This is a genomic window from Pseudomonas fluorescens (assembly GCF_902497875.1).
Lineage (GTDB): Bacteria > Pseudomonadota > Gammaproteobacteria > Pseudomonadales > Pseudomonadaceae > Aquipseudomonas > Aquipseudomonas fluorescens_BR.
This window is the reverse complement of sequence record NZ_CABVHY010000008.1, coordinates 139,002-155,029: the sequence shown is the minus strand read 5'-3', so window position 1 is coordinate 155,029 and position 16,028 is coordinate 139,002. Positions and strand designations below refer to the sequence as shown.

At 58.6% G+C, this 16,028-nt stretch carries 14 protein-coding genes; 9 read left to right on the top strand and 5 right to left on the bottom strand.

Annotated elements, in window-relative coordinates; translation table 11 throughout:
- Positions 1-4: 4 nt before the first annotated feature.
- Genes tssE through tssB form a run of 3 tightly spaced genes read right to left on the bottom strand, consistent with a single transcriptional unit; the run spans position 5 to position 2,471 of the window.
- Positions 5-445 carry a type VI secretion system baseplate subunit TssE gene (tssE, locus tag F8N85_RS10160; protein WP_150803488.1) on the bottom strand — a complete coding sequence of 147 codons (441 nt, stop codon included), beginning with the start codon at positions 443-445 and terminating at the stop codon, positions 5-7.
- Positions 445-1,923 (bottom strand): type VI secretion system contractile sheath large subunit, encoded by a 1,479-nt coding sequence (gene tssC / locus F8N85_RS10155; RefSeq protein WP_150803487.1) that lies wholly within the window; start codon positions 1,921-1,923, stop codon positions 445-447. Before tssC ends, tssE begins: the two co-directional genes overlap by 1 nt.
- A gap of 44 nt (positions 1,924-1,967) precedes the next feature.
- Positions 1,968-2,471, bottom strand: coding sequence for a type VI secretion system contractile sheath small subunit (gene tssB / locus F8N85_RS10150; protein ID WP_150803486.1), 504 nt, complete (start codon positions 2,469-2,471; stop codon positions 1,968-1,970).
- A 513-nt stretch (positions 2,472-2,984) separates the two neighbouring features.
- Between tssB and vasI the strand changes: the two genes are divergently transcribed.
- Genes vasI through tssM form a run of 5 tightly spaced genes read left to right on the top strand, consistent with a single transcriptional unit; the run spans position 2,985 to position 9,917 of the window.
- Entirely contained in the window at positions 2,985-3,578 is a 594-nt protein-coding gene (gene vasI / locus F8N85_RS10145) for a type VI secretion system-associated protein VasI (protein ID WP_191636152.1), read from the top strand.
- Positions 3,566-5,020: a type VI secretion system protein TssA gene (tssA, locus tag F8N85_RS10140; RefSeq protein ID WP_150803485.1), complete on the top strand. Its 1,455-nt coding sequence runs from the start codon at positions 3,566-3,568 to the stop codon at positions 5,018-5,020. The genes vasI and tssA overlap by 13 nt, the downstream gene beginning before the upstream one ends.
- 8 nt (positions 5,021-5,028) lie before the next feature.
- Positions 5,029-5,181, top strand: a complete 153-nt coding sequence (locus F8N85_RS34525; protein ID WP_191636151.1) for a hypothetical protein — start codon at positions 5,029-5,031, stop codon at positions 5,179-5,181.
- 8 nt (positions 5,182-5,189) lie between these two features.
- The gene (locus F8N85_RS10135) at positions 5,190-6,227 is read left to right on the top strand and encodes a PoNe immunity protein domain-containing protein (RefSeq protein ID WP_150803484.1); all 1,038 of its coding nucleotides are present in this window, start codon (positions 5,190-5,192) and stop codon (positions 6,225-6,227) included.
- A gap of 27 nt (positions 6,228-6,254) precedes the next feature.
- Positions 6,255-9,917 carry a type VI secretion system membrane subunit TssM gene (gene tssM, locus F8N85_RS10130; RefSeq protein ID WP_150803483.1) on the top strand — a complete coding sequence of 1,221 codons (3,663 nt, stop codon included), beginning with the start codon at positions 6,255-6,257 and terminating at the stop codon, positions 9,915-9,917.
- A 336-nt stretch (positions 9,918-10,253) separates the two neighbouring features.
- Here the strand turns inward: tssM and F8N85_RS10125 are convergent, their stop codons facing one another.
- Complete coding sequence (locus tag F8N85_RS10125) at positions 10,254-10,475, bottom strand: hypothetical protein (protein WP_150803482.1); 222 nt, start codon at positions 10,473-10,475, stop codon at positions 10,254-10,256.
- Positions 10,476-10,841: 366 nt separating this feature from the next.
- Here F8N85_RS10125 and F8N85_RS10120 point away from each other — a divergent pair, with 366 nt between their 5' ends.
- The 4 genes from F8N85_RS10120 (at position 10,842) to F8N85_RS10105 (ending at position 13,601) form a co-directional block, all read left to right on the top strand.
- Entirely contained in the window at positions 10,842-11,183 is a 342-nt protein-coding gene (locus F8N85_RS10120) for a nuclear transport factor 2 family protein (protein WP_150803481.1), read from the top strand.
- A gap of 47 nt (positions 11,184-11,230) precedes the next feature.
- The gene (gene zapE, locus F8N85_RS10115) at positions 11,231-12,352 is read left to right on the top strand and encodes a cell division protein ZapE (RefSeq protein ID WP_150803480.1); all 1,122 of its coding nucleotides are present in this window, start codon (positions 11,231-11,233) and stop codon (positions 12,350-12,352) included.
- 19 nt (positions 12,353-12,371) lie between these two features.
- A complete protein-coding gene (locus F8N85_RS10110) occupies positions 12,372-12,980 on the top strand; it encodes a DinB family protein (RefSeq protein WP_150803479.1) in 609 nt (202 codons plus the stop codon).
- 129 nt (positions 12,981-13,109) lie between these two features.
- Positions 13,110-13,601, top strand: coding sequence for a GNAT family N-acetyltransferase (locus tag F8N85_RS10105; RefSeq protein WP_150803478.1), 492 nt, complete (start codon positions 13,110-13,112; stop codon positions 13,599-13,601).
- Positions 13,602-13,673: 72 nt separating this feature from the next.
- Here F8N85_RS10105 and F8N85_RS10100 read toward each other — a convergent pair whose 3' ends face one another.
- Entirely contained in the window at positions 13,674-15,920 is a 2,247-nt protein-coding gene (locus F8N85_RS10100; RefSeq protein ID WP_150803477.1) for a TonB-dependent siderophore receptor, read from the bottom strand.
- Positions 15,921-16,028: the final 108 nt, after the last annotated feature.

Sequence of the window (16,028 nt, the reverse complement as noted above, 5' to 3'; positions counted from 1 at the left end):
TTCCTTATGTCACGCGGGCGCAACGATCCTGGCCATGCATGGCCACGTGGAGTTGCACCTGTTCGTCCTTGTGGTTGAGTCGTACCTGGCAATTGAGCTGAAAGTTCAGTTCCAGCGGCAGGTCGGGGTTGGGCTCAAAGCGCACCTCCAGCACCTTGATGCGCGGCTCGAAGGCCTCCACCGAGCGCCGGATATCGGCGCTGATATGGAGCAACAAATCGGCGGTGCCCAGTGCGCCGCCGTTGAAGTCCCCCAGCCCTAGCGCAGGGCTGCTCTGCGAGCAGCCCTGCCGTGCATTGAGCAGACGCTCCAGGTGCTGTTTGATCCCTTCGATACGCTGCCGGCTGGCCTGAGGTCCGGACGGCACCCGGCGCTGGGCCGGCGCGTCAACCACCAGACGCTCGAACAAGCTGACATACCCCGCGCCCGGATGAGCCGCTGGCATCACTGAGTGTCCAGCCGGCCGACCAATGAGATTTCGAAGTTGGCCCCCATGTATTTGAAGTGCGGGCGCACCGCGAGCGACACCTGATACCAGCCTGGATTGCCTTCAACGTCCTGGACCTCGATCCGGGCGGCTCGCAACGGACGGCGGCTGCGCACATCGGAAGACGGATTTTCCTGGTCGGCGACATATTGCTTGAGCCACATGTTGAGGTCGCGCTCCAGATCCTGACGCTCTTTCCAGCTGCCTATCTGCTCGCGTTGCAGCACCTTGATGTAGTGCGCCAGACGATTGACGATGAACAGGTACGGCAATTGAGTGCCGAGCTTGTAGTTGGTCTGCGCCTCCTGGCCCTCACGGGTTTTCGGGAAGTTTTTCGGGCGTTGCACCGAGTTGGCCGAGAAGAAGGCCGCGTTGTCACTGTCCTTGCGCATCGTTAGCGGCATGAAGCCTTCTTCGGACAGTTCGAATTCCTTGCGATCGGAGATCAGGACTTCAGTCGGGATCTTGGCTTGCAGTTGGCCAAATGCGTCATACAGATGCACCGGCAAGTCATCGACGGCTCCCCCCGATTGCGGGCCGATGATGTTCGGGCACCAGCGGTAACGGGCAAAGCTGTCATTGATGCGACTGGCGATCAGGTAGGCCGTGTTGCCCCACAGGTAGTTGTCATGTTGGCCGTCGATGGCTTCTTCGTACATGAAGCTGCCAGCCGGGTTTTCCAACGGGTCGTAGGGTTGGCGCAGCAGAAACCGCGGCATGCCCAAGGCCAGATAGCGAGCGTCTTCGGACTCACGCAGACTGCGCCATTTGGTGTGGCGCGGACCTTCAAAAATGTCCTTGACCTCTTTGAGGTTGGGCAAATCCTCAAAGCCCTGCAGGTTGAAGAACTCCGGCCCGGCCGCCGCCACAAACGGAGCGTGCGCCATGGCGCCGATCGAGGCCATGTAGCTCAGCAATTTGATATCTGCAGAGGAAGGGCCGAAGGTGTAGTTGCCCACGATGGTGGCGACCGGTTCGCCCCCGAACTGTCCGTAACCGGCGGTGTAGACGTGCTTGTAAAGGCCGCTGCGGGTGATATCGCCGGCGTTGTCGAAGTCTTCCAGCAGTTCGTCTTTGGTAACGTGCAGCACCTCAAGCTTGATGTTTTCACGGAAGTCGGTGCGATCCACCAGCAGTTTCAGGCCGCGCCAGGCAGACTCAAGCTCCTGGTACGCCGGTTGGTGCAGGATCACGTCCACCTGCTTGCCGAGGGCATGGTCGATTTCAGCAATCATCTGATCGACCCGGTGCTTGTTAATGAGCTGATCATGCTCACCGCTCTGCAAAATCTCGCTGATAAACGCGGCAACGCCCTGTTTGGCAATGACGTAACCTTCCTGGCTGGGCTGCATCAGGGTCTGTGCCATGATCTGATCCAGCAGCGTCGACTCGGTGTTCACTTCCAGGGTCGTGGCAAGGGGGCTTTGCGTGTGCATGGGGCACTCTCCGTATCGGTCGATGTGGGTTAAGCGAGGCGCGATCAGCGGGTGGGTGCGTCGAGTGTCAGGTTCAGTTCGCTGACCAGGCGGGCGCGGGCGTGTTCATCGCCCAGCAGGTGCTGCAGCTGTTTGCGCAAGGCCGGGACGTTGCCCATCGGCCCTTTGAGGGCGACCAACGCTTCGCGCAGTTCCAGCAACTTATTGAGTTCTGGAACTTGCCGGGCGACCGCATCGGGTCCGAAATCATTGATGGCGGTGAAACGCAACTTGACGTTCAGATCACTGTCGCGGTCGTTGCTCAGCACCGACGGGACACTCATTTCCAAACCGATATCCGCTTTGGACAGGACCTCGTTGAAGGTGTCCTTATCAATGCGAATGGCGTGTCGTTCTTCCAGGGAAGTGGCTTCGCCATGACCTTTAAAATCCCCCATGACTAACATCTTGTGGGGCAGTTCAACTTCCGCCTGCTGATCACCTGTGGCCGGAACGTACTTGATGTTGATGCGTTCCTTAGGTGCAACAGAACCAGTTTTGTGTGACATGGAAAAGTCCTTTTAGTCAGAGTGATCGCATTAAAACAAGTTTTTAATCTGTCGTGTCGTAGGAGAATTCCTTAAATGCTGTAGGCAATATCTTTCGCCTGCTGTTTCGGGTTGGTTTGCTGCTGGGCTTTTGCTCTCGAAGTGCTTTCTGCTTGATAGTGTGGAATTGCGTGCAGGGCCCGCACAGCAAAGCGTTCAGAGTATATCTTTGGTTGTGGTTGCTTGTGTGAGTCGGTCTGTGCTGTTATTTTTTTATCTGGGTTTGTATCAGTTTGAAAATAAATCAGCGGTGTTCAATGGGAACTGTTGTTAGTATTTGCTTTCGCTGAGTAGCATGATGATTGTTAGTGGTCGCTTTCTATCGGATCTGACTGTTTCGCGACGTTTCCACCGTCAATCAACTTGAGTTGAAGATGAATATGCAGGCATGGAATCTGGAGGCATTAGTTGATAACCCGCGCTAAAGCTTGCTTGTTGGGGTGCTGTGCTGTTTGGACGGTTCAGGCGTGGGCGGTGCCCCCCGCAAAGGACTGTACGGCGATTGTTTCTGCGCTCGAACGCCTGACGTGTTTCGATCAGGCTGCGGGCACGCCGGCTCGCGTGTCCGTAGTGCCAGTCCGCGCCGTGGTCGTGCGCCCGGAGATCGTCGAGCTGGTCGAGGCCAATGAAGCTGCGCGTGAGGCAGAGAATCACCGGTTCATGGCGTTGGTGCGGCCGGAGCCCAATGGCGAGGGCCAGCAAATGGTGATTTCAGCCCCTGCACTCGGCGCTGCGGCGCCCCGACCGTTGTTGGCGATCAGTTGCCAGTCGAAGATCACGCGCCTGCAGCTAGTGGTGGCCGAGCCACTGGTGCCCAATCGGCTGCGGCTGCGTATTTTCAAGGACGACCGCCCCGTGGGAGCTCCTCGTGACTGGCGCGTACTCGATACCGGCCAGGTGATTGATGCCGGACGGGGGTTGCCGGCGATTGAGCTGTTACGCGAGCTGGGCGGGGCGCAACGGCTGCGTCTGGAGAGCGTCGACTATCCGCCCCTCGACGGATTGGTGTTCGATGCGCAAGGGCTGGATGCGCTGATCAAACAGGAGCGTGAGCTATGTCGCTGGTGATCGATGTGCCAGCAGACGTCGTGAAGACGCTGCTCAAGCCGGTTGAGCCGGAGCAGCCTGTCGGCCATTTTGATATCGAGGATGAGACCTACCAGGCCATTGACCAGGAAATGGTCAAGCTCGGAGGGCTGCATGAGGCGCGAATCGATTGGCCCTATATTGACGAAGCCGCCCGTCAGTACCTTGCCGGCCAATGTAAGCATTTTCGGATTATGGGGCACCTGCTGACCGTGTGGCTGCGCACCCGGCAATGGGTGCAATGGGTGGATGCTGTCAGTTTACTGGCCGGGATGATTGACCGGTACTGGGACAGTGCGCAGCCCAAGCCGGGACCCACGGGCTACCTGGCCAAGCGCAAGCAAGTCAAGACGCTGATGGAGCGGTTGACGGAGGCAGTTGGCGCGTTGGAGCGGCAAAGTTTCACCCCGGCCCAGCAATCCAGGGCTGAGTTGGCCTTGGTCAGCCTTCAGCGAAATGCGCTCACGGCCAAACTTGATCTTGGCGCCCTGGAGGATTTGCAGGCCGCGCTGACCCGGCACAGTGAGCGTGCGTTGCAACCAACCTCTTCTCCAGCCGGGCCGACAACCCGCTCAGTCGCTGCAGAAACACTGTCCCCAGCGTTTTTCACCAGCCAGGGCGCTGCCCCACAAGGTAATGAGCGCGAGCAACGCCGGGCCCTGTTGACCATGGCTGAGTGGGTCAATCACCAAGACCCGTATGACCCTGCCGGCTACCAGCTGCGCCGATTCGGCCTGTGGTCGCATCTGCACGCCGCACCGTTGGTGGTGCGCGAGCGGCGTACCGAGTTGATGGCGGTGCCCAATGACATCGTCGATGGCTATCAGGAAGCATTGGCTGCCAACGCCGTGGATCCTGCGCTGTTGCGGCGAATTGAAAAGAGCGTGACCGCTTCGCCGTACTGGATTCGAGGCAGTTTTCTAGCCGCGAGCATTGCCTCCCGACTGGAAATGGGCGAGGTGGCGACCGCCATCAATCAAGCGAGCCAACGGTTTGTGCGACGAATTCCAGCGCTTATGGAGCTGAGCTTCAGCGATGGAACGCCCTTTATCGATGCGCAAACAGAAGCCTGGCTGACCGGTGTCGACACGGCCGCGTCCAGCCCCGGCGCGGTGCCGGAATATGCCGGATTGCGTGAGGAACTCATCACCCAGCTCGACCAGGAAGGGGTCGAGGTGGTGCTGCTACGCCTGCAAGGGCTGCAGGCCAGCTACACCGCGCCACGTCAACGCTGCTATGCCACGATCATCGCTGCCGACCTGCTGGCTGCGCGCGGGTTGGCGTGGCTGGCGGATGACCTTTGCGCGAATGTGGCGCGGGTCATGCGCGCCACATTGGCTGAACACTGGGAACCGGAGCTGTTCCAGAAGCTGGCACCTCAGCTTATCGGCCAGGCAGGCGCCATGACTGCCGTGAAGGATTAGGACTGCCCATGCCCCGCCAAAGCGACTTGCGCTTCACCTTTGAACCGGCCTGCGGCGCCGCCTTTAAGGTCATTGAATTCACGCTGGTAGAAGGCCTGTCCCAGCCCTTCAAGCTGGAACTCACGGAATGTGTTTTACCTACCCGGATGTTAATCAAGTGAGTGAAGTCATGCCCAATTTGCCTACCCCCGACTGGCCTCGTTGGTTCAGCTGGAAGATCAGTGAAGCGAATTTCGAGCAGCGCCGTGAACGCTATGTTCTGTACAAAAACTACCCGGAGCGTTTCGATGATTTTTTAAATGGCATGCACAGGGTCACCTCGGACTTGCCCAAGTATCGCGAACGCTCCAAACCGGGTGGGTTGATGAGCTCTACCAATCAGAGGCTGTGGGACGCACTCAACTGGATAAACCTGCAATATTCCGCCGGTGCCCCGGTCGAGCAATTGGCTGAAGCCTGGCCGTACGCCCTTGAGTGGGCAGAAGAATACGGTGACTTCGATGCCTTGTTCGACCAATCGCCCGAGGCGGGCAATTACATGGCGCCGCACGCCGCTTTGCGTACCGAAGAGTACTGGATTGTCGCCCTGCGCCTGACCTGTTTCGGCCTGCTCAGCGGCTACTCGCACACCATGCCCCGAGTCATGTTGTTTCTGGATTACGCCAATGAACTGATGGGCGTACGCGACGGTTTGCTGGAGCGTTTGGTGCGGCCCTTTGTGGCAGATCGCGGTACGCCCCCGGATACCTGCACCCGGCACTTGCCGTACCGAAAATTGCTCAAGGTGTTTAGCTCCGCCGCGGCCAAACGCCCAGAGTTACTCAAAAGTTACCTGGATGAGTGGTACCACGCGAGCCGCCGCGAACCCTATGTGGATAGGCATCTTGAAGGAGGTTTCAGTCATTTTGGCTACTGGGCCTGGGAAGCGGCGGCAGTGACCTGGTTACTGGGCATTGACGACAGCAGCTACCGCGAGATGCCGTTCTACCCCAAAGACTGGGCCGATTTCGCCAAACAGTACCCGCCACCTCCTGCCGAAGCCACGCGCCGCTCGGGCGACAGCTGCCCGCAAAGCGGTTGGTGGTGGAGCGATGCCAGCCACGACTCCCTATACCGTTTTGAGTCCGGGGATATTTTCCCGGACATCGCCAGCGACACCGCACGCGGGATCACGGTGTGGCACTGGGCGCTTGATCAGCGAGCTTGATACCAATAAGGAATGGGTAGGCTTTATATGTTGAATCTATGGAGTTACTTCAAGCGCTGGGGATTGCCGCTGATGCGCCAGTTCAATAGTGCGGCCCCGGTACTTGTTGCGCTGGGCGTTCTGTTCGCGCTGGTCAGTATTTGGTGGCTGGGGCCCAATTGGGTGTGGCGCGAACATCAGCCATTGGCCGAGTTGCCGATGCGGGTGTCAGCCAGTGTGTTGGTGTTGCTGATTCCTGCACTGGTGTGGGCCTGGTGGATGCGTCGCCGTTATCGGCAGTGGCAGGCTGAGCGCCTGCATGCCGCGGCGGTCGAGGCCGACCCCTGCTTGCCGTATGTCGAAGCGCAAGAACGAGCCCTGAACCGAAGTCTGGCCAGTTTGCTCGACAATATGGAGCGCCGTCGCTCGCTATACCAATTGCCGTGGTACTTGGTGCTGGGCGAAGAGAACGCGGGAAAAACCAGCTTGATCACGCGCTCCAATCAAAGCTTTGCGCTGTCAGCCGTGACCCAGTCAGGCTCTCGTGTCTATAACGATGAGCATTTGGCCTACAAGGTGGATTGGTGGATCGGCCATGAGGCGGTGTTGATTGACCCGCCCGGTGAGTTTATTTCACAGCCAGAAGCGGGGCCAACCGAGCACCAGCAGGAGAACCGTGCTGCAATCGCACCACACTCGCAGAGCAAGGTCAGGCCCGTACTTCCCGCAGGGACTCACCCGCGACTTTGGTTGCACCTCATGGACTGGCTCGGGCGCAAGCGCAGTCGTCGCCCGCTGAACGGTGTGGTGTTGGTGGTTGATCTTTCAGTGTTGATCACTCAACGCCCAGAGCAGCGCAAGGCCTTGGCAACCCTGTTGCGTAGCCGTCTGTTTGAGCTGACCAAGGAGCTGGGCACGCGCCTGCCGCTGTATGTGGTGTTGAGTAAATTCGATCTGCTGGAAGGATTCGAAGAGTTCTTTGCGAGGTTGCCCCGCACGGCGCGGGAGGAGATGCTGGGGTTCACCTTCACGCTGGAGGCGGTCGATGACTTTGATGCCTGGCTGGCGGAGCTGACGACGCGCTTTGATCGTTTTGTCGAACGACTGAACGGTAGGGTGTTTGACAGTCTGAGTGAGTCCCGCAGTCAAGACGAACGTCACCGTCTGATGGCGCTGGTAGGGCAGGTGTCCGGTGTCCGACCGGCCCTGTTGAGTTTTTTGACCGACATGTTGGGCAGTGATCGTTTCACGACACCGGCCTTGGTGCGCGGGCTGTACTTTTCTTCGGTCTATCAGCAGGGGGCGTTGAGCAACGCCTTTGTCCGCGAAGCGGCATTGCCGCATCATCTGGCGCCCCCATCGCCTGAAGTCAAACCGGTCGGTGGCACGGTCGTCTACTTCGCTCAGCAACTGTTCCAGCGCGTGATCTACCCTGAAGCCGGATTGGCCGGCGATAACGTAAAAGTCACTCTCGGCAAGCGTCGACTGCTGCTTGCCGGTTCCGCGGTCGCGGCACTGGGCGCTGTGTTGGTCGTGGGTGGCTGGCAGCACTACTTCGATATCAATCGCGACAAAGCAGATGCCGTATTGGCCAAGAGCCGCGAGTTTAAAAGCCGCGACATTGATGCTCGGGTCGATATCACCGGGCGTAACCTGTTGGCGCCGTTGGATCAGATCCGCGAGGCGGTCTCGATCTATGGTGATTACCGTGACGCCTGGCCGGTGCTGTCGGACATGGGCTTGTACCAAGGGCGGGCAATTGGCCCCATGGTGGATGCGGCCTACTTGAATCTGTTGTCCAAACGCTTTTTACCCGCCATCGCCGGTGGTGCCATCGCGGCCATCGAGGCCGCACCGCAAGGCAGCAATGAACAATTGGCCGCGTTGCGTGTGTACCGCATGATCGAGGATCGGGAAAATCGCCGCCCAGCGCTGGTCGAGGCCTGGATGGCCAAGCAATGGCAGCGCGCTTACCCTGGGCAAGGCTCGGTGCAAGATGACCTGATGCGCCACTTGGCGTATGCCTTGAAGTACGCCGATGCGGACCTGCCCCAGTACCGTCAACAGATCGCAGACGTGCAGCAGCAGCTACGCAAGATCCCGTTGGCTCAGCGCGTGTACATGGGCATGAAGCAGGATGCACTCGAGCGTCTGCACGCCCCGCTGGATCTGCGCAACGAGATCGGTCCGGCGTTTGACCTTGTGTATCGGCCGCTGGCGCCGGCCAGCAAGGGGCCCGCTGACACGGACGACGGCTTCACGCTGGCGCCCCTGCTCACGGCAAAGGGCTTCAAAGACTACTTCGAGGCTAATGCCGGTCAGGTGACGGATTTGGCAATGATCGACCAATGGGTACTCGGCGAGCGCCAACGCATCGACTATTCCGAAGAGGACCGTAAGGCGTTGACCACACGTATTCGGGCGCTGTACAGCGCAGACTACGTGGACAGCTGGCGGCGCGCGTTGAATGGATTTGTCATCACCGATTTCCGGGATTTGAGCCACGGGGTTTTGGTGCTGGAACAAGTCACCGGGCCATCAGCGCCGTTTCGACGTTTGTTGGAAACCTTACGCGACAATACCGTGCTCTACCCGGAGGGTGGCGCCAGCGATAACCAGGCGCTGGCCGAGACTGCCAAAGAGCCAGGCGACACGCAAGCACAACGGCAGGCCGCGGGGATTCGTCGGGCATTTGTGGGCTTGTCGGACTTGCTCACGGCCAAAGGCGAACAACCCTCGTACTATGACGAGACCCTGCGGGCGGTCAGTGCCCTGTATGACTATGCCAAGGCGGTGCAAGACCAGCCCGATCGCGGCAAGGCGGCGCTCAAGGCGGTCCTCAACCGTTTCGCACTGGGGGGGCCGGACCCTATTGCAACGCTACAGCGCATCGCGACCGGTTTGCCGGAGCCGCTGAACCAACAGGTCAAGCAATTGGCCGATCAGACTTCACAAATGCTGGTGATTGAGGCGTTGCGCGAGTTGGAAACACGCTGGGATGCAGACGTCTATCGTTTCTATCAGCAGCGCTTGGCGGGTCGCTATCCGTTCAACCCGAGCAGTTCCGCCGACGCCTCTCTGGAGGACTTCGAGGCGTTTTTCGGGCCGCAGGGGCGATTGCAGCAGTTTCACGATCAGTACCTGAATGCCTTTCTCAAGGATAACCTCGACGCCTTGTACTCCAGCAGTCGGGGGGACTACCTGGTGCGCACCGATGTGCTGACCCAGTTGGAAAAAGCCCAGCGTATCCGCGATACCTTTTTCAATAACCGCGGCGCGCTCAGTGTGCAACTGACCGTCGAACCACTGGCCTTGAGCGGTAATCGCCTGAGCAGTTTGCTGAGTGTTGACGGCCAATTGATTCCTTATAGCCACGGGCCGAGCCAGAGCATCGGGTTGATCTGGCCTAACGCGTTGGGCAGCGCCAGTGGCAGCCAACTCACATTGGTCAACAGCGTCGGCAATACCTCAAGTCTGGGCTATCGTGGTCCGTGGTCACTGTTTCGACTGCTCAGTCGAGGTCACCTCAATGGCCGTACCGGCACCAGCGTGGACCTGAGTTTTGTGGCGAACGACGGGATGATGCGTTACCGGATCAGTGCTGAAAAAGCCAATAACCCCATTACCCAGCGCAGCTTCGAAGGTTTCGTCTTGCCGCGTACGTTGTTGCAAGACCGATTGAAGGCGGCCACGGTCGCGTTAAACGAGTGATGATCAACGTATGCCGCCCCAGAATATGGTACAGGTCCTCAATTACGCGGTGCATGCCCTGGGGCTCCGGAATCAATAAACAAGGAGTCGTATCAATATGTTGAATCCAGTCACTTCCAAAAGTATTGTTCCAGGGTGTGTTGAAAACACAGTTAAGGTGTATCGGGCCCACGGTTACTAATACGCTGAAAAGATCAATGCTGTGCACTATGTGCTTGTAATTTTTCGGTCACTTTATCGATTGGCAAGGCATAAAAAAGGCGTCCAAAAGGACGCCAAAGCTAATCTCTGCCAAAGGAGCGGTATTGCCAGAGTTTAATGGATTTCTGTCTGGGGTCAGGTGCTAGGCTTTTGTTCTTTTACTACCTGATAGTCATTGGCAGGTGCGGTTTTAACCGTGTCGACGGACGCCGTGTTATCGGCTTTGCCGTGGACTTGTTGTTGACTCAAATTAAAGTTGTCCCAATGTTGCCTGATTCGTTCAGCGCCCCCTTCGGCGAAGACTGCGGCAGAACTAACGGTCATCAGGCCAGCGAGGATCAGAGTTGAAAATTTCATGCTGGGCTTGCCCTCAAGCGTGTGTGGTGTCCGTTTCGGACGTGATATGAAGTTACGGGTGCAGTGTGTGGCCATTCTATTAAGTGGGCGTTAACGCCAGCGTGGCGCGAAGATTACATTCTTTACAGGTCATTGCAGGGCGGGCTGTTTGAAAAACCGACAGTGTCGTAGTACTTCTGATTGAACAGGTTGTTGATGTTCAATGATGTCGATACACGATGTAACAACTTCTGGCGGATAGTCGTATGTCGATCAGCGCGCCGACCAGGTGCTGCCCAGTCAGCAGGACGTTTCACTCCTGACAAGAATTGACACCCGGCTGATTTAGCATGGCTCCAGAATCAACCAACAAGGAGCTCTGTCAACATGTCGAATCCAGCCACTTCACTCACACCGTCCATTGCCGCTTACATTGCCGCGACCAATGCCCGTGACAGTTCGGCGGTCGCCAGTTTCTTCGCCGAGGATGCCAACGTTTTCGATGAGGGCGAACATCGGGTGGGCACCCAGGCCATCGCCCAGTGGATGGAGGACGCCGCCCGACGTTACCAGCCGCGGGTCGAAGTCCTTGATGTGCAACAACGCACTGGCAAGGTACTGGTCAAGAACCTGATTTGCGGCACCTTTCCCGGCAGCCCGCTGGAGTTGCGCTACGTGTTCCGGCTCGATGAGCAAGGCAAGATCGCCCGCCTGGATATTTCGTTGTAGTGGGACATGCCATACTGCGCAGCCTCAGCCCGGACCAGCCTGCCTGTATGACCTTCGATTCCCCCCTCAGTGCCTACCAACATGCCATCGAGCAAAAGGGCTTCGTCCAGGATGATGCGCAATGGCAAGTCGTGCAGGCGCTTGAGCAGTGCCATAAAGCCCTGCATCAGCAGCACACGAAAGTCACCGGGGTTTACCTGTGGGGCCCGGTCGGGCGTGGCAAGACCTGGTTGATGGACCAGTTCTACCACAGTTTGCGCATCCCGGCCCGCCGTCAGCACTTTCACCATTTCATGGGCTGGGTGCATCAGCGCTCATTCCAGCTGACCGGCACTGCCGACCCCTTGCAGGCGCTGGCCCGCGAGCTCAGCGGGGAGGTAAGGGTGCTGTGTTTCGATGAGCTGTTCGTCAATGACATCGGCGACGCGATCATTCTCGGGCGGCTGTTCCAGGTGATGTTCGAGGAGGGGGTGGTCATCGTGTCCACTTCCAATCAGCCGCCAGAACAGCTCTATGCCGATGGTTTCAACCGTGAACGATTTCTGCCGGCAATTGCCGCGATCAACCATCATATGCAGGTACTGGCGGTGGATGGCGCAGAGGACCATCGTCTGCACCCGGGTGTCGGGGTCCAGCGTTATTGGGTCAACACCTCGGGCCAGCCAGGCCCCACAAGCGAGGTGTTCAAGGGGCTGACTGTCGGGCAAGCGGTTTCCAGTGAAGCGGTCAGCGTCGGTTATCGCTCTGTCACGGCCATGCGGTCCAGCGTCACTGTGCTTTGGTGCCGTTATGCGGACCTGTGTGAGCAACCCTTTGCGGCCATGGACTTCATGGCCTTGTGCGACAGGTTCGGCGCTATTCTTTTAAGTGAAGTACCCAATCTCAGCGCCCAAAAACGCCCCGGGCGGATTGCCCGTGGTACGGAAGACGGGGTGGAGCGAGTCGCCGCCGGCGATCGGGAGTTGCCCGAGTTGTCGGTGCATGACGATAGCGTGCGGCGCTTCATCGCGTTGGTCGATGAGTGCTACGACCGTAAGGTGGCGCTGTACATCGAGGCCCAGGTGCCCATGGAGTCGTTGTACACCGAGGGTTACCTGGCATTTGCGTTTCGCCGCACCCTCAGTCGTTTGCGGGAAATGCAGTTGCAGCGTTTCGGCTCAGCGTATTGAAACCAAAGGAGGTCTCACCGTGGACCAACCTCTGTCCCACCATTTGCTGACTATGGCCTACCAGAATGCCTGGGCCAATCACCGCTTGGCCAAGGCCTGCGGACAGTTGAGCCAGGCTGAGTTCGTGGCGCAGCGTGTCAGCTTCTTTCCGAGCATCAAGGCCACCCTCAATCACATCCTGACCTGCGACTGGTTTTATGTGGATGCCCTGGAGCGAGAGCTGCGTGGTCAATCGCCGCACCCCGACTGCTATGTGTTTTTCACGCAAGACGAACCCTTCGATACCAGCGCCGACCTCAAGCGCGAACAAACCCTGGTGGACCGGCGTTTGATCGCCTACTGCGAGCAACTGCAGGACGCGGACCTGAGCCGTCTGGTGACCATCGCCCGCGATCATCCGCAGCACGACAGCCGGCTGCGAATGCTCTCGCATTTGTTCGAACACCAGTTGCATCACCGTGGTCAGGTCCATGCCATGCTCAGCGGCACGTCGGTCAGTGCGCCGCAACTGGACGAGTTCTTCTGCGCCGGTGAAGCGGCGTTGCGCGCCGAAGATTTTGCCGAGCTGGGCTGGACCGAAGAGCAGATCTGGGGATGTAGGACATCAACCAAGACTCTGACGGAATAACTCTAAAGACTACGGCAACTTCATACGGGTATTGTCGGAACGGGTCCGGCCGCGATAAGGTCCATTGGCCTTTTCAGCCGTCTGGAGACGTACCGGGAAAGGGAAATCACTCTGCGATCGAGGATGGAAATGGAATCCGCTGAAATTCTGGTACTACAAGCCAGCTATACCAACCCAGTGCATGCCGAGGCGATCGGTCTGCTCCTGAACCACTACGCCGAAGATCCCATGGGCGGTGGTGAATCCTTATCTGCCGACGTGTTGAACAATCTGCCCCGCGAGCTGGCCAAGCGTCCCCATGCCTTCAGTGTGCTGGCCTTCGTCGGTGGCGAGCCGGCCGGGCTGGTGAACTGTTTCGAAGGGTTCTCGACTTTCGCCTGCCGTCCGTTGGTCAATGTGCATGACGTGGCGGTGATGAAGAAGTACCGCGGCCTTGGCTTGAGTCAGAAAATGCTGCGAAAGGTCGAGGATATTGCTCGTCAACGTGGCTGCTGCAAAATCACCCTGGAAGTCCTCGAAGGCAATGAGGTGGCTCAGGGGTCCTACGCTAAATTCGGTTTTGCCCCTGGGATGTTCGACCCGGCCCACGGCCGCATGCTGTTCTGGACCAAAGCCTTGTAAGAAGACCAGGCGTGTATGAGCTGGTGGTGCTGGCGGGCGCCGCGTCCTGGTAGGAGCGCCGCCCGGCTGCTCCTACAGTTTCCAGTCCAGGCTCAAGGTCACTGTGCGTGGGTCGCCCCAGAAGACGCCGTTATAGAAGGCCACATTGTCGTAGTACTTCTCGTCGAACAGGTTGTTGACGTTCAACGAAGCCGACAGGTGCTTGTCGAACTCGTAACGGGACATCAGGCCGACCACGGTGTACGCCTCCTGACTGACCTTGGTGCGTTGGGTGATAAAGTCGCCATTGGCCTCGCGCCCGACGGGGCGGTCACCCACACCATACATATCACTCTGCCAGTTGGCTGAGCCGCCGATGCTCAGGGCGCGCCAACTGCCGGGCAGGCGATAGACCGTCGACAGGCGCAGCATGTTCAACGGATTGGTGGTGTTGGTGCGTTGTTTTTCACCATTGACCGAGTGGGTATAGGTGTACCCGGCGGTCAGATTCCAGTCAGGCATAACCTCCCCTGAAACCTCGACTTCGAACCCCTGAACCTTTTGGCCCTTGCCTCCAGACTTATAGAAGCTCTCACCCGTGGCGGGATCGGGCGGTACCGAATCATCCAGTTCGGCGACGTTGTCCTGCTTGCTCCAGAACACCGCCGTGCTCAGGTTCAGGCGCTCTTCCAGCAAGCTGCCCTTCAAACCCAGTTCATAGTTACTGCCCACCACGGGCTCAAGGTATTTCTTGCTTTTGTCACGTTCGGACTGAGGATTGAAGATGTCGGTATAGCTGGCATAGACGGTGTACTGCGGGGTGATGTCGTACAGCAGCCCGGCATAGGGTGTAAACATATCGTTGTGGCGCTGACTGCTGTGGTCGACGGAGGTCGCTTGCAGGTCGTTGTCGTAGCTGTAGTAGTTGCTGTCGACGCTCCAGCTGCCGTAACGGCTGCCGAGGACTGCATGCAGTTCATCAGTCAGGCTCAGGCGTGTCGCCAGATAACCGGCTTTTTGCCGGGTGCTGTCACGGGATCCGTCGAGGCCGGTCACGTGGTCGCGGAACTTGGGAATGCCGCCCATGTGCTTCCAGTCAGGGATGCTGGTGTAGCCGGGCGGATTGACGCCTTCCACCACATAAGGCGAAGTCTCACGACGTTCGGCCTCGCCGTAGCCGACCATCAATTCATGTTCGCGACCCAACAAACGGTAGGGGCCTGCGAGGTTGACATCGAACACCTCCATTTTCTGCTGGCCGATCATGTGACTGGTCCAGGCCTGCATGCCGCTGCGATCAGCGTTAGGAAAGCCCGCGCCGCCGTAGTAAACCTTGCCGTCAGTGTCGCTTTCACGGTGGGTATAGGCCGCCTTCAAATGCCAGTCATGGGCCAGGCCTTGGTCCAGGGTGGCGAAAGCGGTTTTGTCCTTGAGCGGCCAGGAACTCCAGTGCGCGGCCATGTTGGTCGAGCGCGGCAGGTTGGCCTTGGCGCCTGACGAGTTCCAGATCGGCACGGAGCCCCAGGACGTGCCGTCGACCTGTTTGTCCTGATAGTCATAGCCTACGGCCAGAACCGTGCTGTCGGTGAGGTCGGCTTCGAGGATCCCGTAGCCGACTTCGCGTTGCAGTTGGTAGTTGTCGCGAAACGACTTGCTGTCTCGATAAGCCAATACGCTGCGACCGCGCAACTTTCCGTCGAAGGCCAGCGGGCCGCCGACATCGAGGTAGCTGTAATAGTCGTCATAGCTGCCGCCACTGACGCCGCTTCGCGCCGCCCATTCTCGCGTTGGACGCTTGCGCACCATGTTGACGGTGGCCGAAGGATCGCCGGCGCCGGTGGTCAGACCGGTCGCCCCGCGTACCACTTCGATGCGGTCGTAGATGATGGTGTCGGCGTCAGACTTCATGCGACTGAAGGTGTTGAGCATGCCATCGATCTGGAAGTTATTGATCGAGTAGCCACGGGACGAGTAGCTCACACGGTCGGAGTCCAGATGCTTCACCACCACACCGGTGGTCTGGCCCATGACTTCGGACAAGGTGTTGAGTTTGAAGTCGTCCATCTGTTGCCGGGTAATCACCGAGACCGACTGCGGCGTTTCCTTGATCGACAGGTTCAGGCGAGTCGCGGTGCTCATGGCACCCGTGGTGTAGGACCCAGTGTTCTCTGTGGTGCTGCCCAGCGCTTGGGCGGTAATGCTGGTGGCCCCCAACTCCAGGGCTGCAGGCGCTGTATCCGGCTCGCGGGTGGCGTCGGTTTCAGCGAGCAAATCTGCACTCAGGGCGACACTGCAAAGGCTCAGGGTCAAGGTCATGGAACGGGTGGTAGGCGCGAACATCGCAGCCGTCTCCTTATCGTCATTGAAAAAATCCGTTTGCTCAAAGACGAAAAGGGGGGCGGGGATTTAGTCCAAACAGGAATAATTATTATTTCTTTTTGGTATTTC

Bases quoted from the DNA above. Each gene is read 5' to 3' on its own strand.
- F8N85_RS10125 (WP_150803482.1), bottom strand. From the start codon at position 10,475: ATGAAATTTTCAACTCTGATCCTCGCTGGCCTGATGACCGTTAGTTCT.
- tssA (WP_150803485.1), top strand. From the start codon at position 3,566: ATGTCGCTGGTGATCGATGTGCCAGCAGACGTCGTGAAGACGCTGCTC.
- F8N85_RS34525 (WP_191636151.1), top strand. From the start codon at position 5,029: ATGCCCCGCCAAAGCGACTTGCGCTTCACCTTTGAACCGGCCTGCGGC.
- tssE (WP_150803488.1), bottom strand. From the start codon at position 445: ATGCCAGCGGCTCATCCGGGCGCGGGGTATGTCAGCTTGTTCGAGCGT.
- F8N85_RS10120 (WP_150803481.1), top strand. From the start codon at position 10,842: ATGTCGAATCCAGCCACTTCACTCACACCGTCCATTGCCGCTTACATT.
- zapE (WP_150803480.1), top strand. From the start codon at position 11,231: ATGACCTTCGATTCCCCCCTCAGTGCCTACCAACATGCCATCGAGCAA.
- tssB (WP_150803486.1), bottom strand. From the start codon at position 2,471: ATGTCACACAAAACTGGTTCTGTTGCACCTAAGGAACGCATCAACATC.
- F8N85_RS10100 (WP_150803477.1), bottom strand. From the start codon at position 15,920: ATGTTCGCGCCTACCACCCGTTCCATGACCTTGACCCTGAGCCTTTGC.
- tssC (WP_150803487.1), bottom strand. From the start codon at position 1,923: ATGCACACGCAAAGCCCCCTTGCCACGACCCTGGAAGTGAACACCGAG.
- F8N85_RS10105 (WP_150803478.1), top strand. From the start codon at position 13,110: ATGGAATCCGCTGAAATTCTGGTACTACAAGCCAGCTATACCAACCCA.
- F8N85_RS10135 (WP_150803484.1), top strand. From the start codon at position 5,190: ATGCCCAATTTGCCTACCCCCGACTGGCCTCGTTGGTTCAGCTGGAAG.
- tssM (WP_150803483.1), top strand. From the start codon at position 6,255: ATGTTGAATCTATGGAGTTACTTCAAGCGCTGGGGATTGCCGCTGATG.